20 protein-coding genes are annotated in these 18,682 nt (G+C 74.9%); 5 read left to right on the top strand and 15 right to left on the bottom strand.

Annotated elements, in window-relative coordinates:
* Window positions 1-342 precede the first annotated feature (342 nt).
* The gene (gene soxR / locus JOE61_RS13610; RefSeq protein WP_193668613.1) at window positions 343-822 is read left to right on the top strand and encodes a redox-sensitive transcriptional activator SoxR; all 480 of its coding nucleotides are present in this window, start codon (window positions 343-345) and stop codon (window positions 820-822) included.
* Here the strand turns inward: soxR and JOE61_RS13605 are convergent, their stop codons facing one another.
* The 4 genes from JOE61_RS13605 to pdxH form a co-directional block, all read right to left on the bottom strand.
* Complete coding sequence (locus JOE61_RS13605; RefSeq protein ID WP_193668614.1) at window positions 823-2,223, bottom strand: HNH endonuclease signature motif containing protein; 1,401 nt, start codon at window positions 2,221-2,223, stop codon at window positions 823-825. It abuts the gene before it with no gap.
* A 119-nt stretch (window positions 2,224-2,342) separates the two neighbouring features.
* Window positions 2,343-2,924: a GNAT family N-acetyltransferase gene (locus JOE61_RS13600; RefSeq protein WP_193668615.1), complete on the bottom strand. Its 582-nt coding sequence runs from the start codon at window positions 2,922-2,924 to the stop codon at window positions 2,343-2,345.
* 1 nt (window position 2,925) lies between these two features.
* Complete coding sequence (locus tag JOE61_RS13595) at window positions 2,926-3,222, bottom strand: hypothetical protein (RefSeq protein ID WP_193668616.1); 297 nt, start codon at window positions 3,220-3,222, stop codon at window positions 2,926-2,928.
* A gap of 185 nt (window positions 3,223-3,407) precedes the next feature.
* A complete protein-coding gene (gene pdxH / locus JOE61_RS13590) occupies window positions 3,408-4,082 on the bottom strand; it encodes a pyridoxamine 5'-phosphate oxidase (RefSeq protein WP_193668617.1) in 675 nt (224 codons plus the stop codon).
* Window positions 4,083-4,207: 125 nt separating this feature from the next.
* Here pdxH and JOE61_RS13585 point away from each other — a divergent pair, with 125 nt between their 5' ends.
* Complete coding sequence (locus tag JOE61_RS13585; protein ID WP_193668618.1) at window positions 4,208-5,311, top strand: citrate synthase 2; 1,104 nt, start codon at window positions 4,208-4,210, stop codon at window positions 5,309-5,311.
* A 48-nt stretch (window positions 5,312-5,359) separates the two neighbouring features.
* On the opposite strand, the gene JOE61_RS13580 is transcribed toward JOE61_RS13585, so the two are convergent.
* Window positions 5,360-6,838 (bottom strand): DUF2252 domain-containing protein, encoded by a 1,479-nt coding sequence (locus JOE61_RS13580; protein WP_193668619.1) that lies wholly within the window; start codon window positions 6,836-6,838, stop codon window positions 5,360-5,362.
* Between the two features lie 87 nt (window positions 6,839-6,925).
* On the opposite strand from JOE61_RS13580, the gene JOE61_RS13575 reads away from it, so the two are divergent.
* On the top strand, window positions 6,926-7,534 hold the full coding sequence (locus JOE61_RS13575; RefSeq protein ID WP_193668620.1) for a class I SAM-dependent methyltransferase: 609 nt from the start codon (window positions 6,926-6,928) through the stop codon (window positions 7,532-7,534).
* 14 nt (window positions 7,535-7,548) lie between these two features.
* Here JOE61_RS13575 and JOE61_RS13570 read toward each other — a convergent pair whose 3' ends face one another.
* The 3 genes from JOE61_RS13570 to JOE61_RS13560 form a co-directional block, all read right to left on the bottom strand.
* On the bottom strand, window positions 7,549-8,007 hold the full coding sequence (locus JOE61_RS13570; protein WP_193668621.1) for a YybH family protein: 459 nt from the start codon (window positions 8,005-8,007) through the stop codon (window positions 7,549-7,551).
* A 64-nt stretch (window positions 8,008-8,071) separates the two neighbouring features.
* Window positions 8,072-8,566, bottom strand: a complete 495-nt coding sequence (locus JOE61_RS13565) for a GNAT family N-acetyltransferase (protein ID WP_193668622.1) — start codon at window positions 8,564-8,566, stop codon at window positions 8,072-8,074.
* Window positions 8,547-8,987, bottom strand: a complete 441-nt coding sequence (locus tag JOE61_RS13560; protein WP_193668623.1) for a zinc ribbon domain-containing protein — start codon at window positions 8,985-8,987, stop codon at window positions 8,547-8,549. The genes JOE61_RS13565 and JOE61_RS13560 overlap by 20 nt, the downstream gene beginning before the upstream one ends.
* A gap of 67 nt (window positions 8,988-9,054) precedes the next feature.
* On the opposite strand from JOE61_RS13560, the gene serC reads away from it, so the two are divergent.
* On the top strand, window positions 9,055-10,194 hold the full coding sequence (gene serC, locus JOE61_RS13555) for a phosphoserine transaminase (RefSeq protein ID WP_372440101.1): 1,140 nt from the start codon (window positions 9,055-9,057) through the stop codon (window positions 10,192-10,194).
* A gap of 12 nt (window positions 10,195-10,206) precedes the next feature.
* Here serC and JOE61_RS13550 read toward each other — a convergent pair whose 3' ends face one another.
* Together JOE61_RS13550 and JOE61_RS13545 are read right to left on the bottom strand one after the other, a co-directional pair.
* Window positions 10,207-10,536 carry a DUF202 domain-containing protein gene (locus tag JOE61_RS13550; protein WP_193668624.1) on the bottom strand — a complete coding sequence of 110 codons (330 nt, stop codon included), beginning with the start codon at window positions 10,534-10,536 and terminating at the stop codon, window positions 10,207-10,209.
* Window positions 10,533-10,892 carry a DUF202 domain-containing protein gene (locus JOE61_RS13545; protein WP_193668625.1) on the bottom strand — a complete coding sequence of 120 codons (360 nt, stop codon included), beginning with the start codon at window positions 10,890-10,892 and terminating at the stop codon, window positions 10,533-10,535. Before JOE61_RS13545 ends, JOE61_RS13550 begins: the two co-directional genes overlap by 4 nt.
* Window positions 10,893-10,948: 56 nt before the next feature.
* Here JOE61_RS13545 and JOE61_RS13540 point away from each other — a divergent pair, with 56 nt between their 5' ends.
* The gene (locus tag JOE61_RS13540; protein WP_193668626.1) at window positions 10,949-11,869 is read left to right on the top strand and encodes a formylglycine-generating enzyme family protein; all 921 of its coding nucleotides are present in this window, start codon (window positions 10,949-10,951) and stop codon (window positions 11,867-11,869) included.
* On the opposite strand, the gene JOE61_RS13535 is transcribed toward JOE61_RS13540, so the two are convergent.
* The 5 genes from JOE61_RS13535 to JOE61_RS13515 form a co-directional block, all read right to left on the bottom strand.
* Window positions 11,853-12,344 carry a macro domain-containing protein gene (locus tag JOE61_RS13535; RefSeq protein ID WP_193668627.1) on the bottom strand — a complete coding sequence of 164 codons (492 nt, stop codon included), beginning with the start codon at window positions 12,342-12,344 and terminating at the stop codon, window positions 11,853-11,855. The genes JOE61_RS13540 and JOE61_RS13535 overlap by 17 nt on opposite strands.
* Window positions 12,345-12,352: 8 nt before the next feature.
* Window positions 12,353-13,357, bottom strand: coding sequence for a DNA topoisomerase IB (locus tag JOE61_RS13530; protein ID WP_193668628.1), 1,005 nt, complete (start codon window positions 13,355-13,357; stop codon window positions 12,353-12,355).
* 61 nt (window positions 13,358-13,418) lie between these two features.
* Complete coding sequence (locus JOE61_RS13525; protein WP_193668629.1) at window positions 13,419-14,435, bottom strand: hypothetical protein; 1,017 nt, start codon at window positions 14,433-14,435, stop codon at window positions 13,419-13,421.
* Window positions 14,428-15,681, bottom strand: a complete 1,254-nt coding sequence (locus tag JOE61_RS13520) for a class I SAM-dependent methyltransferase (protein WP_193668630.1) — start codon at window positions 15,679-15,681, stop codon at window positions 14,428-14,430. The genes JOE61_RS13525 and JOE61_RS13520 overlap by 8 nt, the downstream gene beginning before the upstream one ends.
* 99 nt (window positions 15,682-15,780) lie before the next feature.
* Window positions 15,781-18,639 carry an FAD-binding and (Fe-S)-binding domain-containing protein gene (locus JOE61_RS13515; RefSeq protein WP_193668631.1) on the bottom strand — a complete coding sequence of 953 codons (2,859 nt, stop codon included), beginning with the start codon at window positions 18,637-18,639 and terminating at the stop codon, window positions 15,781-15,783.
* Between the last annotated feature and the right edge of the window lie 43 nt (window positions 18,640-18,682).

Here is an 18,682-nt window from a genome sequence, read left to right as displayed (position 1 = left end):
GCTAGCGGGCAGCCACCTCACGCGTCCTGGAAGAACTCATTCTCCGGACCACCTCCTTTCCCGTGTGCGAAAGACCGTACGCCGGGCCTCGGGGCGGGACAAGAGGTTTTGTCGACGGGAGGTGAGCGTTCACCGCAGCTCGCCGAGCGGGTCGCGCCAGGCGCGCGAGTCGGCCCGACCAGTCCCGTGCGGGACGCCCTGGAGGATCGGCGGACGACGCCTGGACGGCCACCTCCTCCGCCCGGGGCCGGACTGGTGGACCCGCTTGAACGCGTCGTCGTCGCTGTTCTGGATGACTACCATGCCGTCGATCGGACAACGTCAAGTGCACTTGAGGTCAACATGGATCGGCGGGACCTGCTCACCATCGGCGAGGTGGCTCGACGCTCGGGCCTCGCCCCGTCCGCCCTGCGCTACTACGAGGCCCGAGGTCTCATCACGAGCACGCGTACCGCCGGCGACCGACGGCGCTACGCGCGGGCAGTCCTGCGTCGCGTCGCCGTGATCAGGGCCGCGCAGCGGGTGGGCCTGACCCTCGACGACGTCGGCGCAGCCTTCGCCGACGTACCGGCCGAGGCCGCCCCGACCCGGGTCCAGTGGGCCCGGATGTCGGCCCGCTGGCGTCCGGTCATCGACCAGCGCATCGCCGACCTGGAGAAGGTCCGCGCCGAGCTGGACGGGTGCATCGGGTGCGGATGCCTGTCCCTGCAGCGCTGCCGGCTCTACAACCCTGACGACGTGCTCGCCGACGAGGGTTCCGGCTCACGCCGCCTCTTCCCCGACGTCCCCGACGTCCCCGACGTCTCCGACGAGCAGCCCTGATCAGGCGGCGGGGTCGAGGACGAGCTGGATGTCGGGTCGGTAGATCTCGAAGGTGCTGGTGGGTCGTCGCGGTGGCGGCGGCGGGGCCCCGGCTTGTTGGCCGAGGGGTCGGGTGCCGGTGTGGTCGACGAGGTAGGTGGCGCCGTGGGGGTCCCGCCACAGGTGGATGCCGGGGAAGGGTTGTCGGACCTGCCACTGCCCGTGGGTCTTGAGGCGGTGGTGGCTGGTGGTCAGCGGACCGTAGTTCCCGATCTTGCTGGGACCGCCCCGGCCGTGGGGGTCGGTGTGGTCGACCTGCAGGTGCTCGCTGGTGCAGGAGCCGTAGGGGAAGGTGTCGGCCGGGGAGAGCAGGCGCACGGCTCGGCGGTGGCGGGCGGGGATCTCGTAGGCGTCGACGGGGGCCTGGTGGGCCAGGTCGAGGACGGGGCGGATGGTGAAGCGTGCGTGGGGGCCGAGGGTGTCGCGGACCCAGGCGCGGGTGACGGGGCCGTGACCCTCGAGGCGGGCGACCGCCTCGAGGGGGCGGCCGTGCTCGTCGAGCTCGACCTGGTCGCGGCCGTCGAGGTGGACCACCAGGTCGACCCGCGGCCCCACGTCCGCAGCGCCGGGCTCGGTGGTGCCAGTGGTGAGCTGGAGGGCGGCCAGGACGCGGCGGTCGTCGATGGTGACGCTGCGTTCGTCGGTGCGGGCCTCGTCGTCCTCGCGCAGGGCGCCGGGCTCGTCGGGCAGTGCCGCCTGGAGCGTCGTGGCGTGCGCGCTGACGGCGCGGTCGATGCGGGTGATGGTGGCGACGTCGGCGCGGATGAGGAAGGAGGCCATGCCGTGCTCGGGTCGCCCGATGATCTTGGCGAAGCGGGCCTTCTTGGCGCGCTCTTCCTTCTCGCGGGCGATCGCGGGGGCGGCGGAGGCGACCTTGCCGGCCACGAGCGCCTCGAAGCGGGTCCAGGGGATGCGCCCGTCGGCCGACTCGGCGACCTCGGCGTCGACGTGGGCGGCCTCGGCGCGGGAGAGCTCGCGGGTCTTGGTGACCACGTGGCGGGCGTAGGAGGCCCGGACCTCGAGGGCCTGCACGCGCGCCCACAGCGCGGGGTGGCGGTGGTGGAGGTCCTGGGCGTCGCCGATCAGACGGGCCGCGGCCCAGGTGGTGAGCCCGATGCGGGCGCCGAGCTCGGCGGCGGCGAACTCGGTGACCTCCGCGACCCCCTCACCGCCGTAGCGGCGGGCCTGCTCGCGCCCGGGCAGGCGCCGCTGCTGGGGGTCGAGCCGCTCCGCGGAGTGCATCACCGCCCAGTGCTGGGCGAGGACCAGCAGCTCCACCTCGGCCTCGCGGACGGAGCGCGCGCAGGCTGAGGCCCGGTCGAGGACCTCGGCCTCGCTCAGGTCGTCCAGCGGCGTCTGCATACCCCGATTTTACTCGAACTGGTGTTCTAGTCAAGGGGTGATCGGTCCCTGTGGATGGCCACCAGGAGCCACCGACGGCCCACTGCGGACCGACGACGGACGCCGGGACCTCCTCCCCCTCAAGGCAGGTCGCGCCGCACCACGAGGCGCGGCATCCGGCTGGCCACGGCGGCCGTCGTGCCGACGACCTCGAAGCCCACCTTCTCGAACATCGCCCGGGTGCCGACGAAGGCCATCGTCAGGTCCATCCGCTCCCCCACCGGGTCGACCGGGTAGGCCTCGACGGCCGGCGCCCCCTCGGACGCCGCCCAGGCCACCGCGCCCTCGAGCAGCGTTGTCGTCACCCCCTGCCGGCGGTGACCACCTCGTACGACGACGCAGATGATGCTCCACACGGGCAGGTCGTCCACGGGCCTGATCAGCCTCGACGCGGCCAGCTTGGGGTTGTCGGCGCGGGGACCGATGCTGCACCAACCCACGGGCACGCCGTCGCGGTAGGTGACCACGCCCGGCGGGTGCTCGCGCTCGCACAGCGACCGCATCGCCCGCTCACGGCTGCCCCGGCCCAGCTCCTCGACCTGGGAGGCAGGGAGCCGGTGCGACAGGCACCAGCAGTGCGAGGCGCGCCGGTTCGGGTTGACGACGTCGGCGAAGTCCTCGAACCGGTCGGGGGTGACCGGGTGTGTCTCCCAGGTCCCCACGTCACCGCGCCGGACGACCGCTCTCGTGCTGCCACCGGCGCAGCCCCACGAGCACACCCTGGGCGACGACGCCGATGCCGAGGAGGACCAAGCCCAGCACCACGACCACGAGGCTGACCAGGGCTCGACCGCTCGGCGGCTCCGTCGAGTCGATCCCGGTGATGAGCCCTGCGGTGGTGACCACGAGCCCGACCACGATCCACGCCCAGCCGCCGGACGGCTCGTCGGGGCCGGGCGAGGCGTCCCCTACCGAGCCCCCGTCGCCACAGGTGGGGCAGATGGAGGCAGCCGGGGGCACCTCGTGACCGTTCCGGCAGCGACGCAGATCCGAGACCATGGGCCCAGGGTGCCAGCCGGGTACGGCCCCGGGCCAGCACCGCGGCGGGGGCTCGCTCCGGTCGGCTGCGGCTACTCGGCGACCCGGTCGTGTGCCTGGGGACGCGCCATGCCGCGGCCAGGGGCCACGACCCAGACCACGACCCGTCAGGGCGCCAGCCGCTCCACCGACCACCCGGCGTCCGAGCGGCGGTAGACCAGCCGGTCGTGCAGGCGGCTGGGCCGGCCCTGCCAGAACTCCACGGCCTCGGGCAGCACGACGTAGCCGCCCCAGCCGCCGGGCACCGGCACGGGGGCACCGGCGAAGCGCTGCTCGGCCGCGGCGTACGCCGCCTCGAGCTCCTCGCGGCCGGCGACCGGCGAGGACTGGGCCGAGGCCCAGGCGCCGAGCTGCGAGCCGCGCGGGCGCTCGGCGAAGTAGGCGGCGACCACCTCGCGCGAGAGCCGCTCGACGACGCCGTCGACGCGCACCTGCCGCTCGAGCGGGTGCCACGGGAAGAGCAGCGCGGCGCGGGGGTTGGCCTCGAGGTCGGCGCCCTTGCGCGAGCCGTGGTTGGTGTAGAAGACGAAGCCCTGCCGCCCGGCCCCGTCGTCGAGCCCCTTGAGCAGCACCGTGCGCGCGGAGGGCGCGCCGTCGGCGGAGGCGGTGGCCACCACGACCGCGTTGGGCTCGTGCAGCCCGGCCGCCCGCGCCTCGTCGAACCAGCGCCCGAACATGGTCCACGGGTCGGGGGCGAGCCCGGCCTCGGTGAGGCCGGCGGCGGCGTACTCCTGGCGCAGGGCGCGCAGCTGCGGGGACGTCACGTCGGAGGGCTCGGGCATGGTCCTCACGGTAGCCAGCGGGCGACCACCCCGCGGGGTCCTGGACCGCCGCGTGCCGCGCGGGCAGCATCACTGACACAATGCGACGGTTTGGACGCAGCCGCACACGACACAGGAGTCATGCGATGACCGAGGTACACCACGGGCTGGAGGGCGTCGTCGCCTTCGAGACGGAGATCGCCGAGCCCGACAAGGAGGGGTCCGCGCTCCGCTACCGCGGCGTCGACATCGAGGACATCGTCGGCCGGGTCCCCTTCGAGAACGTCTGGGGTCTGCTGATCGACGGTGCCTACACCCCCGGCCTGGCCCCGGCCGAGCCCTTCAACCTGCCGGTGCACACCGGTGACGTCCGCGTCGACGTGCAGGCCGCGGTCGCGATGCTCGCGCCGGCCTTCGGCTTCGGCCAGACCTACGACATCTCCGACGAGCAGGCCCGCGAGGACATCGGCCGCCTGGCCGTCATGGTCCTGTCGTACGCCGCCCAGTCGGCGCGCGGTCTCAACAAGGCCGTCGTGCCCCAGAAGGAGGTCGACGAGGGCGCGACCCTCGCCGAGAAGTTCCTGATCCGCTGGAAGGGCGAGGCCGACCCCAAGCACGTCAAGGCCATCGACGCCTACTGGAGCAGCGCGGCCGAGCACGGCATGAACGCCTCCACCTTCACCGCCCGCGTCATCACCTCCACCGGTGCCGACGTGGCCGCCGCCTTCTCCGGCGCCATCGGCGCGATGTCGGGCCCGCTGCACGGCGGCGCCCCGAGCCGCGTGCTCGGGATGATCTCCGACGTCGAGGAGTCCGGCGACGCCGAGGCCTACGTCAAGGGCCTGCTCGACCGCGGCGAGCGGCTGATGGGCTTCGGCCACCGCGTCTACCGCGCCGAGGACCCCCGTGCCCGGGTGCTGCGCCGCACCGCCAAGGAGCTCGACGCGCCGCGCTACGCCGTCGCCGAGGCCCTCGAGCAGGCGGCCCTCAAGGAGCTGCGCGAGCGCCGCCCCGACCGCGTGCTCGAGACCAACGTGGAGTTCTGGGCCGCGATCGTCCTCGACTTCGCCGAGGTGCCGGCCAACATGTTCACCTCGATGTTCACCTGCGCCCGCACCGGCGGCTGGTCGGCGCACATCCTGGAGCAGAAGCGCACCGGTCGCCTGATCCGCCCCTCCGCGGTCTACACCGGCCCGGGCTCGCGCCCGGCCTCGGAGATCGAGGGCTGGCAGGAGGCCTGGGGCGCCTGAGCCCCCGCTCCGGCCGGCCCGCCCTCGCGGGCCGGCCCGGAGCACCCCTCAGCGGAAGACGCGGTCGACCATCGCGAAGGCCCCCAGCTCCTGGTCGGAGCGGAAGTGCCGGTGGTCGGCCCGCACCCGGTCGGCCGCCTCGGCGGCGTACTCCACGATGTCCTGCACGAAGAGCTCCTCGGGGCCGATCGCCTCCAGCACGTCGGGCTCGATGTCGTGGTCGACCAGGCCCGCCTCGTCGGAGAGCGCGTGCGACTGCGCGAGCGAGGCGCCGCAGATGGCGGCGTACCTGCGCCACTGCTTGTCGGAGAGCTCGTCGAGGTCGATGTCGTCGCGGTACGGCGAGCGCTCGCGCACCATGAAGCTCAGCCCGTCCATCTCGACGGCCCCGTAGAACCGGTCGCCGCGCACCAGGTGCACGCCCTGGGCATGCGAGATCCGGTCGGCGTTGCCGTCGACGACGTACTCCGAGGGCGGCACCAGCCCGGCCAGCGCCGAGCGCCGTGCCTGCTTGAGCTCGAGCAGCAGGTCGTCGGTGCCGTCGGCGTTGGGGCCCTCGACCATCAGGTAGTAGCGCGGCAGGCCCAGCGAGGCGGTGCCCTGCCCGAGTCGCTGGCACACGTCCTTGACCCGCATCGAGCCGGCCCGCGCCGGCACCTCGATGTCGTTCTCCCGCACGAAGCGCTCGAGCGCCTCCTGGAACTCCGGCACCCGCGAGGTCACCGGCACGTGCTCGTCGTCGGCGCGGAAGCCGCGGCGGTACTCGTCGTGGTACTTGCGCGCCAGCCAGCCGTCGCGCTCCTCCTTGGCCGACTCGAAGAGCCGGCGGATGATCTTCGGCGCGTTGTCCTCGCGCATCTGGCCCTGCTGCTCGGTGGCGTCGGTGGCGTAGCCGCGCATCGCCTCGACGTAGCCCCGCACGAACGCGGCGGCGATCCGGCGCTGCTGCTTGCGCCCGTGGCCGCCCTCCTCCTGCGCGGCGATGACGAAGCCCGTGGCGCCGCGCTTGAGGTCCCAGGTGAACGGCGCGTAGTAGGCCTCGTCGAAGTCGTTGACGCCGAAGATCGGCACGTCGTCGGCGCTGGGCATCACCCCGAAGTTCTCCGGGTGCACGTCGCCCAGGGTCAGCACCGTCGGCATCCAGGCGTCCTCGCCGGCCAGGTCGCGGTAGAACAGCAGGCAGGTGCCGCGGAAGAACGAGAACAGCGAGTCGTGCAGCTTCTCGAACTTCTCCTCCGCGTCCTGGCTACGGCTGGAGATCCGGGTCTCGTGGTCCTCGCGGATCGTCTGGCGCACGTGGCGGCGGCGCTCCAGCCCGCTGAGGTGGCGGGGCAGGAAGACCATCTCGCCGCGCGCCCGCTGCAGCGCCAGGGAGCGGAAGGCCTCGACCCGTGAGCCGGTCTGCGTGCCGGCCCCCACCGCCTGCGCCAGCTGCTCCTTGGTCATCGTGGACCGGCCGGCCACGTCGGCGTCGCGGGCGCGCTGCATCAGCTCGGCACGGGTCAGGGCATCGGCGTCATCGCTCATCGTCCCTGTCTACCCGTCCGCACCGGCCGGACCCACTCCCCGGCACCGCTCGCCCGAAGGGGTGGCGATGGCCTAGGGTCGTCGGCCATGACCAGCCGCGATGCTGTCCGACTATGGGACGCCGAGGCCCCCGGCTTCGACCTCGCCGCCGACCACGGCCTGCTCGACCCTGCGGTGCGCGCTGCCTGGTCGCGGCTGATGCACGACCTGCTCCCCCCGCCCGCGAGCCGGGTCGCCGACCTCGGCTGCGGCACCGGCACGCTGGCGCTGCTGCTCGCCGAGCACGGCCACGCCGTCGACGGGATCGACTTCTCCCCCGAGATGGTGGAGCGGGCGCTGACCAAGACCGCCCACGAGCCCGACGTCAACGTCACCGAGGCCGACGCCTACGACCCGCCCCTGGCCCCCGGCGACTACGACGTGGTGCTGTCGCGCCACGTGCTGTGGGCCATGCCCGACCCCGTCGAGGCGCTGCGGCGCTGGTCGGCGCTGCTCGCCCCCGAGGGGCGCCTGGTGCTGGTCGAGGGCTACTGGTCGCAGGGCGACGGCACCCGCGGCGGGCTGACCGCTCAGGAGGTCGTGGCGGCGCTGGGCGCCGTCGGGCGCACCGGCTCGGTGCACCCGCTGCCCGACCCGCAGCTGTGGGGCAAGCGCATCGACGACGAGCGGTACGCCGTCGTCAGCCTCGCCCCCTGATCGACCGGCCCTGATCAGCCGGCCCTGACCAGCAGCTCGCGGCTGGGCGAGACCGGCTGGGCGCCGTTGAACAGCTCGAAGCGCCAGCGGCCGTCGGTGGCGCTGAGGATGCCGGAGAGCTGGAAGCGCACCCGCTCGCGCAGCCCGTCGGGGTAGTCGAGGACGGCCTCGGCCTCGGAGACGAACCACAGCACGTCGCCGCGGCGCCGCGACCAGGTCCCGCCCGTCTCCCCCGTCGCCCCGGTCTCCCAGGTGATCGTGAAGGCCTCCTCGAAGAGCTCGGCCAGGAAGGGCCGCAGCTCCTCGGCGCCGTGCGCGTGCTCCCCGAGGTCGTCGCCGTAGACGGCACCGTCGGGCGAGAAGCAGTCGACCGCGGCCTCCACGTCGCGGGCACCGAACGCCTCGGACAGGCGCTCGAGCGCACCCGCCACGATCTGGTGGGGCTGCTGGGGGAGGTCGGTGGTGCTGCTCATGCTCCCTCAACGACCCGCCCGCCGCCGGGGTACGCCCCCGACGGGTGAGGTCCGGCCGGGCGCGTCAGAGCAGCTTGCCGAAGCACCGCGAGAGCGGTGCGTCCTTGTAGAACCCGAAGCCCGGCACCGGCTCGTAGCCCGAGGACGTGTAGAGCGCGATCGCCTCCGGCTGCATGGTGCCGGTCTCGAGCACCACGGCCCGGGCTCCACTCTCGGCGGCGCTGCGCTCGAGGTGGGCGAGGATGCGCCGCGCGAGGCCGCGCCGCTGGGCCCGCGGGGCGACGTACATGCGCTTGACCTCGACCGTGACCAGGCCGGGGAAGGTGACCACGTCGCTGCGCCGCCACGCCCCGGTCGCGACCGGCTCGCCGTCGAGCCGGCCGACGTAGAAGCTGCCGGTGGGCGGCTCGAACATCGCGGGGTCGAGCGGCGTCTCGTCGGGTCCGCCGTAGCGCTCGGTGTAGAACGCCTGGACCTCGGTGACCAACCGCGTCACGTCGGGGTGCGCGAAGCCGACCCGCTCCAGCTCGAAGGTGCCCTCAGGCGAGGGACGCGCCACACCCGTCACAGAACCTCGCGTCCTCGTCGTTGCGCACCCCGCACGAGCGGCAGTACGGGCCGCCGGCGGCAGCGGTGCCGCGCTCCCGGTCGTCGACCGTGCGTCCGACGCCCATGATGCCCTCCCCGTCGGAGAGGTAGGCCGCCGACTGCTTGAGCGTGGGCATCGTCTCGCCCGCGACGTAGCGCGACTGCGCACCGATGGTGCTCGCGTTGAGCATGCCCAGGCCGACGACCGCGACCGGCATGCCACCGAGGAAGGCGGCGATGGCCAGGCCCGGCGGCGAGTCGTAGCCGTCGTAGCCGAAGACGGTGGTGATGCCCCAGGCGAAGACCGCACCGCCGACCAGCAGCAGCACGCCCCCCAGGACGCGCAGCCCGATGCGGGTGCGCGCGGTGTCGGGCAGGTCGTTCCTCGTCATCACGGCTCCTCGCCTCGGGCCGCCGCTGCCACCACCCGTTGCGGGCAGCCTGCGGTCAGCAGGGACAATAGGTCCTGTGAGCGACCCCGTGGTGGACCTGCGCATCCCCGACGACCTGCTGCCCGGCGACGGCCGCTTCGGCTCCGGGCCGTCGAAGGTGCCCACCGCCCACCTCGACGCGCTCGCCGCGACCGGGGCGACGCTGATGGGCACCTCGCACCGGCAGGCACCGGTGCGCTCGCTGGTGGGCCGGGTGGTCGAGGGCGTGCGCGCCCTGCTCGACGTGCCCGAGGACCACGAGGTGGTGCTGGGCAACGGCGGCTCGACCGCCTTCTGGGACGTCGCCACCCACGGGCTGGTCGAGCGGCGCAGCCAGCACCTGACCTACGGCGAGTTCACCTCCAAGTTCGCCACCGCGGTCGCCGGCGCGCCCTGGCTGGAGGAGCCGTCGGTGCGCAGCGCCCCCGCGGGCTCCCTCGCCGAGCCGCTCGCGGAGGCCGGCGTCGACGCCTACGCCTGGGCCCACAACGAGACCTCCACCGGTGTGATGGCGCCCGTCGTGCGGCCCGAGGGGACCGACCCGGGCGCCCTGGTGCTGGTCGACGCGACCTCGGGGGCCGGCGGGCTGCCCGTCGACCTCCGCCACACCGACGTCTACTACTTCGCCCCCCAGAAGGGCCTGGCCTCCGACGGCGGGCTGTGGGTCGCCGTCATGTCGCCCGCGGCGCTCGAGCGGGCCGGGCGGATCGCGGCCTCGGAGCGCTACGTACCGGCCTTCCTCGACCTGCCGACCGCCATCGACAACTCGCGCAAGCAGCAGACCTACAACACCCCGGCCGTGGCCACCCTGTTCCTGCTCGCCGAGCAGCTCGACCGGCTCAACGGCCTGGGCGGGCTGCCGGCGGCCGTCGAGCGCACCACCCGCTCGTCGCAGCACCTCTACGCCTGGGCCGAGCAGCGGGCCTGGGCCAGCCCCTTCGTCACCGACCCCGCCCACCGCTCGCTGGTGGTCGGCACCGTCGACCTCGACGACGCGGTGCCCGGCGCCACCGTCAGGTCGGTGCTGCGCGCCAACGGCGTCGTCGACGTCGAGCCCTACCGCAGCCTGGGCCGCAACCAGCTGCGGGTGGGCATGTTCCCCGCGGTCGACCCCGACGACGTCGTCGCGCTCACCCGCTGCGTCGACTGGGTCGTCGAGCGACTCTGAGGTCGGGCGGGCTCAGCCGAGCAGCAGCGCGGCGAGCTCGGTGAGCGCCACCAGCACGACGGTGCCGGTCAGCAGCAGCGTCGCCCGGCCGCCCCGGCCGGGGCCGGGCCTCGGCTCGCCGTGGCGCGCGCGGTAGCGCGCCAGCCCCTCGAGCGCCACCCACCCGCCCAGCACGGCACCGGCAGCGGCCAGCAGCACCACGCCCAGACCGACCCGGCCGATGGTGAGACGAGCCACCACCAGCGCCGCGACCACGACGGAGAGCGCCGTGCGCTGCCAGGCCAGGGCGGTGCGCTCGTTGGCCAGCCCCGGCGGCTCCGGCCGTCCGGCGACCGGGCTCACAGCACGAGGACCAGCACGCCGGCGGCCACCACGACCGCGCCCGCCAGCGCCGCCGCGGCACCGCCCGACGGCAGCGGGACGCCGCGGCGCATCGCCCGCTCCGAGCGCGCCCAGCGCACCCACGCCAGCACCGCGCAGGCCAGGCCGGCGACCACGAGCACGGTCGCCAGCGCGCGCTGCAGCGCGGCGGAGGCGTCGAGGTCGATCACGTCGACCGCCACGCCCGCGGCCACCAGCGCCAGCGCGGTGCGGATCCAGGCCAGGAAGGTGCGCTCGTTGGCGAAGCTGAAGCGCGGGTCGGGCTCGACGCCCTCGTCGTAGACCCACCCCGGCCAGCGGTCCTCTGCCTGCCCCACGTGTCCTCCTCCGCCACGGCCCGGGCCACTGCGGCCCCGGTAGATTGTGACCTGTCATGTCGTCCTGCTGCAGCCCCGGCCGTCCCGGCGGTCCCCCCGATGCGGCCGCACCCCCGCCGCCGGCGCCAGCCAGCGCCGGCGCCGCGCCCGCGCTGCCGGCGCTCGTCGACCTGCCCGGCGGCGTCTTCGCCATGGGCAGCGAGGACCCCGAGGGCTCCCCGGACGACCACGAGGGCCCGGTGCGCCCCGTCCAGGTCGCTCCGTTCGCGATCGGGCGCACCAGCGTCACCAACGACGAGTACGCCGCGTTCGTCGACGCCACCGGCTGGGTCACCGAGTCCGAGCGGCTGGGCTGGTCGTTCGTCTTCGCGGGGTTCCTGCCCGGGCCGCTGCGCAAGGTCTCGCCGCGGGTGCCCGGCACCCCGTGGTGGTGCGGCGTCGACGGCGCGACCTGGCGCTCCCCCGAGGGCCCCGGCAGCGACCTGGCCGGGCGCGGCGACCACCCCGTCGTGCACGTGTCCTTCCACGACGCGGCGGCGTACGCCGCGTGGGCCGGCGCGCGGCTGCCCACCGAGGCCGAGTGGGAGTACGCCGCGCGCGGCGGGCTGGAGCAGGCGCGCTACCCGTGGGGCGACGAGCTGACCCCCGGCGGCGAGCACCGCTGCAACATCTGGCAGGGCGCCTTCCCGACCCGCAACACCGCCGACGACGGCTACCGCGGCACCTCCCCGGTGACCGCGTTCGCGCCCAACGGCCACGGGCTGCACGACATGGCCGGCAACGTCTGGGAGTGGGTCGACGGCGTGTGGGACCGCCCCGGCGCCCCGGGCCAGCGGGTCATGCGCGGCGGCTCCTACCTGTGCCACGCGTCGTACTGCACCCGCTACCGGGTGGGCGCGCGGACCTCGAACACCCCCGACAGCGCGAGCGGCAACCAGGGCTTCCGGATCGCCGCGAGCCCTACAGGGCCGCGCTGACCACGTCGTAGGCCGCCTGGCCGAACGCCACGAAGCGGGCCTCCTCGAGCCCGGAGTCGCAGGTGCGCAGCACCTCGAGCGCGGCGGTGACCGAGTCGGAGGCCGACCAGCCGTAGACGCCCGCGCCGACCAGCGGCAGCGCCAGGCTGCGGGCGCCGAGCTCGTCGGCCACCTCCAGGGCCCGGGCGTAGCACGAGACCAGCAGCCGGCGGTCGGTCTCGCCCGCGGTGCGGTCGGGGCCGACGACGTGCACCACCCACCGTGCCGGCAGCTCGCCGGCGGTGGTCCAGCCGGCGTCGCCCGTGGCCAGGCCGTCGGGGAAGCGGCGCCGGCAGTCCTCGAGCACCGCGGGGCCGCCTGCGGCGTGGATCGCGCCGTCGACCCCGCCGCCGCCGCGCATCCGGCGGTTGGCGGCGTTGACGACCGCGTCGACGGCCTGGGTGGTGATGTCGTCGCGCACGACGGTGATCTGCATGCCCCTCCTCAGGAGTCGCGGATCAGCCGCAGGGTCGCGCGCTCGAGCGCGGCCTGCCGCTGGTCGGGGGTGTCGTGGTGGAGGCGGGTGGTGCCCGCGATGGTGCGGCCCTCCTCGTAGGCCTCGACGACCCGCGGGTCGACGTACGAGGACCGCGCCAGGGTGGGGGTGTTGCCCAGGAAGCCGGAGACCTCCTTCATCGCCCCGGCCACCGCCCGCTTGCGCGAGGCCGCCGACTCGCCGTGCTCGCTGGTCTCGGCGAGGGCCGCGGCGGCCAGCACCGTCGCGTGCCAGGTGCGGAAGTCCTTGGCGGTGGCCTCGAGCCCGGTCGAGGCGCGCACGTACTCGTTGACCAGGTCGGGCAGCACGCTGCGCCACGACCGGCCCTGCTTGTAGGACAGCAGCCGCAGGTCTCCCCCGCGGCGGCGGCGCATGACCTCGAGCGCCTCGATGACGGTGGCGTCGTCGATCTCGATGCGGTGGTCGACCCCCGACTTGCCGGTGAAGGTGAAGACCAGCCGGTCCTGGCGGCGCCGCACGTGCCGGCGCTCGAGCGTGGTCAGCCCGAAGGAGCCGTTCTCGTCGGCGTAGACGTCGTTGCCGATGCGGAAGTAGCCCAGGTCGAGCAGGCGCACCGCCGCGGCGCACGCGCGCTCCAGCGGCATTCCCTCCGTGCCCAGGTCCTTGACCACCAGCTCGCGGGCCCGGGTCAGCCCCTTGCCGAACTCGAGCATCCGGTCGAACTTCTCCGCGTCGCGCTTCTCGCGCCACGCCGGGTGGTAGAGGTACTGGCGGCGACCGGCGTCGTCGGTGCCGACGGCCTGCAGGTGGCCGTTCTCGTGCGGGGTCACCCACACGTCCTTCCACGCCGGCGGGATGACGAGGTCGCGGACCCGCTGGGTGTCCTCGTCGGGCAGGCGCTCACCGCCCGCGTCGAGGTAGACGAACCCGCGCCCGGCACGCCGCCGGGCCCAGCCCGGCTGGTCGGGAGAGGTCCTGCGCAGCCGCACCATGGGCCAGAAGGTAGCCAGCGCGACGGCCGCGCCGTACCACCCGCACGTGTGACGGCTCGCGTCAGCGGCGGCGCACGGCGCGGGCGAGCAGCAGCGTGGCCAGCACCACGGCGGTGAGCGCGCCCAGCAGCCAGGCCAGCGGGACCGTGCGCAGGCTCTCGTCCTGGGCCCGGTCGACCGGCTCGGCGTCCGGCTGCCCCGGCTGCTCCGGCTCGGCGGTCGGCTCCGGCGGGGGCTCGGGCTCGGGCGCCACCGCCCGTGCCACGTCGTCGGGCAGCGGCACCTCGAGCACGTCGGTGAACTGGCCCTCGGTGCTCACCAGCACCCGGCCGTCGTCGGTCACGGCGATGCCCTCGCCCTGCTGCTGGTCGGGCAGCTCGAGCTCGCCGACCTCGGCCAGCGAGGGCCACGCGTAGACCACCGCGTCGGCGTAGCCACGGACCACGAGGTGGCGTCCGTCGGGCCAGAACGCCCCGTCGGTGGCGATCGGCAGCACGCCGCCGACCTCGCGCAGCTCGTTGGGCGCGTCGGGGTCGAGCCGGGCCGGCGCCTCGTAGAGGGCGCCGCCGAAGAAGCTCTTGGAGGCCACGTAGAGCCGCCCGGTGCGCGGGTGGCTCAGCAGCGTCTCGGCGTCACGGGCACCGCCCGGGTAGACCAGCTCGTACGTCGCACCCGCGGCCTCGGTGCGCGCGTCGATCGCGCCGCGCCCCACGGGCACCCGGGCCACGCTGACCGAGCCGCGCGAGCCCGGGTTGTCGCCGATGTCACCGACCCACACCTGCCCGGGGCCGGCCGGGGCCAGGGCCTCGACGTCGGTGGGCTCGTCGGCCCACGTGGTGACCCCGACGGTGCGGCCCTCGGGCCCGACCGCGAAGACCCGGCCGCTGTCGCCGGAGTCGTTGGTGGTCAGGAGCAGCCCGTCGGCGGCCACCAGCCCGCTCGACTCCAGGACCTCGGGGTCGGCGAAGGTGAGCACGACCTCGGCGTCGCCGCCGCCGGCGGCGTGCGCGGCCAGCCCCACCGCGAAGGGGGCGGCCAGGGCGAGGGCCACCAGCGGCCCCCGCAGCCGGTCAGGCACCCGCATCCTGCTGGTCCTGCTGCTGGTCCTGGCCGAGGAGCACCGCCAGCCGGGGCGTGAGCCCCCAGGTGGCGACCAGGTCGTCGTACTCCGTGCGCAGCGTGCCGCCGCGCACCGGCGAGCCGGTGCGGGTGGCGCGCAGCAGGGTGTTGCGCGGGGTGTGCTGGCTCTCCACGAACTGCACCACGTCGACCTTGTAGCCGGCCAGGCGCATCAGCGAGGCGCGCAGCGCGTCGGTGAGGGTGTCGGCGAAGCGCTCGCGCAGGATGCCGTGGCGGGTCAGCGCGGCGTACGGCGACGGCGTGGGCGCGCGGCGCAGCTGGGCGGCGACGTCGTGGTGGCAGCAGGGCGCCGCGAGCACGACCGGCGCACCCCAGGCCACGGCGCGGGCCAGCGCCTCGTCGGTGGCGGTGTCGCAGGCGTGCAGGGCCAGCACCACCTCGGGGGCGGGGTCGACCTGCGCGTCGGCGATGGTGCCGACCACGAAGCTGGCGTCGGCGCCGAGCCGGCCGGCCACGGCGCTGTTGTGCTCGCGCGACTGCTCCTTGACGTCGACGCCGGTGATCGCGACCGGCAGCGAGCGCACGTGGGAGAGGTAGCGGTGCGCGGCGAAGGTCAGGTAGGCGTTGCCGCAGCCCAGGTCGACCACGCGCAGCGGCTCGGCCTCGGTGGGCCGGCGCAGGTGGCCCTTCTCGACGGCCTCGACGACCGTGGTGTCGAGCAGGCGCAGGAACTCCTCGACCTGGCGGTACTTCGCCTGGCGGCTCGGCTTGAGCCGGCCCTGGGCGTCGGTGAGGCCGAGCTCGCGGAAGAGCGGGTCGTCCTCGGGCAGCAGCCGCTCCTTGCCGCGGTCGTGCCCGCGGCTGGCCTCGAGCGCCTCCGAGCGGTCGCTGGTGTGCACCAGCGCCTCGCCCTTCTTGGTCACCCGCAGCTGGTGGCTCTGCGTGGTCGTCTCGACGTGCCAGTTGCCGAAGGGCTCGTCGAGCAGCGCGTCGACGGCGTCACGGGCCGGGCTGGGCTGCCTCGGCTCGCCGACGGCGTGGTTGGCGGTGTGCGCCTGCTGCTCGTCGTACGACGTGACCTGCAGGTGGCGACCGGCCTTGAGGTCGACGTAGCGCAGCTCGACGCGGCGCCACTGCGGTGTGCCGCTCTTCTGCCGCCCGGAGGCGACCGCGCGCACGAGCGCGTCCGAGTCGAGCAGGTGGCTGCGCATCCGGGCCAGGCCGCGGAGCAGGGGCTCGCTCATGGTGCTCCTCAGACCAGCGAGGCGATGACGACGATCAGCAGCAGCGCGCCGAGGGCCACGGGGATGACGAGGCGTCGCTGGCGGGGGTTCACGGGCACATCACCGCCCCAGCCTAGAAGCCCACAGCTCGGCCAGGTGCATCGTCGGCACGCCCGCCAGGTCGTCGAGCTGCACGCGGCAGGACATGCCGTCGGCGAGCACCACCGCGTCGGGCTGCGAGCGCACCGCCGGCAGCAGGTGCGTCTCGGCGACCGCGACCGAGACGTCGTAGTGGCCCTTCTCCATGCCGAAGTTGCCGGCCAGCCCGCAGCAGCCGGCGACCCGGGTGACGGTGGCGCCGGCGCGCTCGAGCAGCGCCTGGTCGGCGTCCCAGCCGAGCACGGCGTGCTGGTGGCAGTGCGGCTGGGCCACGACCTGCACCCCGGCGAGGTCGGGCAGCGGCAGGTCGAGGCGGGTGGCGAGCTCGGCGAAGGTGAGCACGCCCTCGGCGACCTGCTGGGCGCGCGGGTCGTCGCTGAGCTCGACGAGGTCGCTGCGCAGGGTGGCCAGGCACGACGGCTCGAGGCCCACGACCGGCGTGCCGGTGGCGACGTACGCCGCCAGGGTCGCCGCGGTGCGCGCCGCGATCGCCCGGGCCCTGGTGAGCTGGCCGGTGGTGATCCAGGTCAGTCCGCAGCAGGCGGTCTCGTCGATGACGCGCACCCGCAGCCCGGCGGCCTCGAGCACCTCGATGGCGGCGTGGCCCGAGCCGGGCAGGAAGTGGTCGGTGAAGGAGTCGGCCCAGACCCACACGTCGGGGGCCTCGTCGGGCCGGGTGTCGCGCAGCCGGGCGGTGGTGGCGCCACGGCGCAGCGTGCGCGGGGCGAAGTCGGGGATGGAGCGGCGCTGGTCGATGCCGCCGGTGGCCTTGGCCAGGCGCGCCAGCGGCCGCAGCCGCAGGCCGCGGTTGACCACCGGGGCGAGCGGGGCGGCCAGGCGCGCCCACATCGGCAGCCGGCCCAGGGTCAGGTGGCTGCGCGGACGGCGCTCGGTGGCGCCCTCGCCGTCGTGGCGCTGGTGCAGCGCCTCGGCCTTGTAGCTGGCCATGTCGACCCCGGTCGGGCAGTCGGAGGCACAGCCCTTGCAGGCCAGGCACAGGTCGAGCGCCTCGGCCACGGCCGGGTCGCCCAGGCCCTGCACGAGCTCGCCGTCGAGGGCCTCCTGCAGCACCCGGGCACGCCCGCGGGTGGAGTCCTTCTCGTTGCGCGTGGCCTGCCACGACGGGCACATCACGCCGCTGGTCGCGGTGTGCGGGGCCACGCACTTGCCGACGCCGGTGCAGCGGTGCACGGCCGTGCCCAGCGAGCCCTCGTCGTGCAGCAGCCGCAGCACCGTGCGCGGCTCGTGGCGCGGGCGGGCCGGGCGCAGGTGGGCGTCGAACGGATCGGGGTCGACCAGCACCCCGGGGTTGAGCAGGTCGTCGGGGTCGCACGCCGCCTTCGCCGCGCCGAAGAGCCGCAGCGACTCCTCGTCGTACATCACCGACAGCAGCTCGGAGCGGGCCCGGCCGTCGCCGTGCTCGCCCGAGAGCGAGCCGCCGTGCTCGCGCAGCTTGTGCGCGCAGGCGGTCAGGAACTCGCGGAAGCGGCGGCGCCCGGCGTCGGGGTCGCTGTCGCGGTCGGTGAAGTCGAAGTCGATGCGCACGTGCACGCAGCCGTCGCCGAAGTGGCCGTAGGGCACGCCCTGGAGCTCGTGGCCCTCGAGCAGCTCGTCGAAGTCGCGCAGCCACGCCCCGAGACGCTCGGGCGGTACCGCCGCGTCCTCCCAGCCCGAGAGCGCCTGGCGCTCGAGCGAGCGGGCGGCCAGGCCGGCGCCGTCCTCGCGGATGCGCCAGAGGGCGGCGGACTCGCGGGCGTCGGTGACCAGGCGGTGCTCGAGCGGCTCGGCGGCCGCCAGCACGGGCCCGACGAGGCCGGGGTCGGTGAGCTCGACGAAGAGCCAGCCGCCGCCGCGCGGCAGGTCGGGCACGCTGCTGCCGCGCCCGCGCACCAGGTCGACGATGCGGGCGTCGAGGCCCTCGCAGGCCACCAGCGGCGAGCCGCTCGGGCTGCCGTGCGCGTCGGGACCACCGGGGGTGCGTGCCGCGGCCAGGATCGCCGGCACCGCGTCGGCGGCCTCGACCATCGAGGGGTAGCCCAGCACCAGCATCTGGCGCACCGGCTCGTCGGGCACCAGCCGCACGGTCGCACCCAGCACGACGCCGAGGGTGCCCTCGGAGCCGGCGAGGAACCGCTCGAGGCGCCGGCCGTTCTCGGGCAGCAGGTGCTCGTAGGAGTAGCCGCTGACCTGGCGGGTGAAGCGGCCGAACTCGGTGCGCACGTGGCCCAGCGAGGCGTCGGTGATCGCGGCCAGCGCGTCGCCGGCCGCCGACGGCCCGCCGCCGGTCCACACCTCGCCGGTGCCGAAGGCGACGTCGAGGCCCACCACGTTGTCGGCGGTGCGGCCGTAGCCGAGCGCGCGCGAGCCGCAGGCGTTGTTGCCGATCATCCCGCCGATGGTGCAGCGCGGGTGCGTCGAGGGGTCGGGCCCGAAGCGCAGGCCCTGGGCCAGGGCGGCGCGCTGCAGGGTGGCGTGCACGGTGCCCGGCTCGACCACGGCCGTGCCGGCCTCGGCGTCGATGGCCAGCACCCGGTCGAGGTGGCGCGAGGTGTCGACGACGATGCCGGGCCCGACCGCGTTGCCGGCGATCGAGGTGCCGGCGCCGCGCATCGTCAGCGGCACCCCGGTCGCCCGCGAGGCGTCGAGCGTGGCGAGCAGCTCGTCGCGGTGCCGCGGTCGTACGACGACGCGGGGCGGCACCCGGTAGAGCGAGGCGTCGGTGGAGTAGAGCGCGCGCGCCAGCGTCGAGTCGTCGACGTCGCCCACGCCCCGGCGGCGAAGCTCGGCGACGACGTCGGTGCTGCTCAGCGTCTGGCTCACGCCTCCATTGTCGCGGAGGGCCGGTGAGCCGCGGCGCCCGGTC

Origin of the sequence: Nocardioides salarius (assembly GCF_016907435.1) — a bacterium.
Classification (GTDB): domain Bacteria; phylum Actinomycetota; class Actinomycetes; order Propionibacteriales; family Nocardioidaceae; genus Nocardioides; species Nocardioides salarius.
The sequence above is the reverse complement of the archived record's forward strand: the minus strand, read 5'-3'. Positions and strand labels throughout refer to the sequence as shown.

Bases quoted from the DNA above. Each gene is read 5' to 3' on its own strand.
- JOE61_RS13605 (WP_193668614.1), bottom strand. From the start codon at position 2,223: ATGCAGACGCCGCTGGACGACCTGAGCGAGGCCGAGGTCCTCGACCGG.
- JOE61_RS13530 (WP_193668628.1), bottom strand. From the start codon at position 13,357: ATGGTGCGGCTGCGCAGGACCTCTCCCGACCAGCCGGGCTGGGCCCGG.
- JOE61_RS13570 (WP_193668621.1), bottom strand. From the start codon at position 8,007: ATGAGCAGCACCACCGACCTCCCCCAGCAGCCCCACCAGATCGTGGCG.
- JOE61_RS13585 (WP_193668618.1), top strand. From the start codon at position 4,208: ATGACCGAGGTACACCACGGGCTGGAGGGCGTCGTCGCCTTCGAGACG.
- JOE61_RS13580 (WP_193668619.1), bottom strand. From the start codon at position 6,838: ATGAGCGATGACGCCGATGCCCTGACCCGTGCCGAGCTGATGCAGCGC.
- JOE61_RS13535 (WP_193668627.1), bottom strand. From the start codon at position 12,344: ATGCAGATCACCGTCGTGCGCGACGACATCACCACCCAGGCCGTCGAC.
- JOE61_RS13575 (WP_193668620.1), top strand. From the start codon at position 6,926: ATGACCAGCCGCGATGCTGTCCGACTATGGGACGCCGAGGCCCCCGGC.
- pdxH (WP_193668617.1), bottom strand. From the start codon at position 4,082: ATGCCCGAGCCCTCCGACGTGACGTCCCCGCAGCTGCGCGCCCTGCGC.
- JOE61_RS13540 (WP_193668626.1), top strand. From the start codon at position 10,949: ATGTCGTCCTGCTGCAGCCCCGGCCGTCCCGGCGGTCCCCCCGATGCG.
- JOE61_RS13560 (WP_193668623.1), bottom strand. From the start codon at position 8,987: ATGACGAGGAACGACCTGCCCGACACCGCGCGCACCCGCATCGGGCTG.
- soxR (WP_193668613.1), top strand. From the start codon at position 343: ATGGATCGGCGGGACCTGCTCACCATCGGCGAGGTGGCTCGACGCTCG.
- JOE61_RS13520 (WP_193668630.1), bottom strand. From the start codon at position 15,681: ATGAGCGAGCCCCTGCTCCGCGGCCTGGCCCGGATGCGCAGCCACCTG.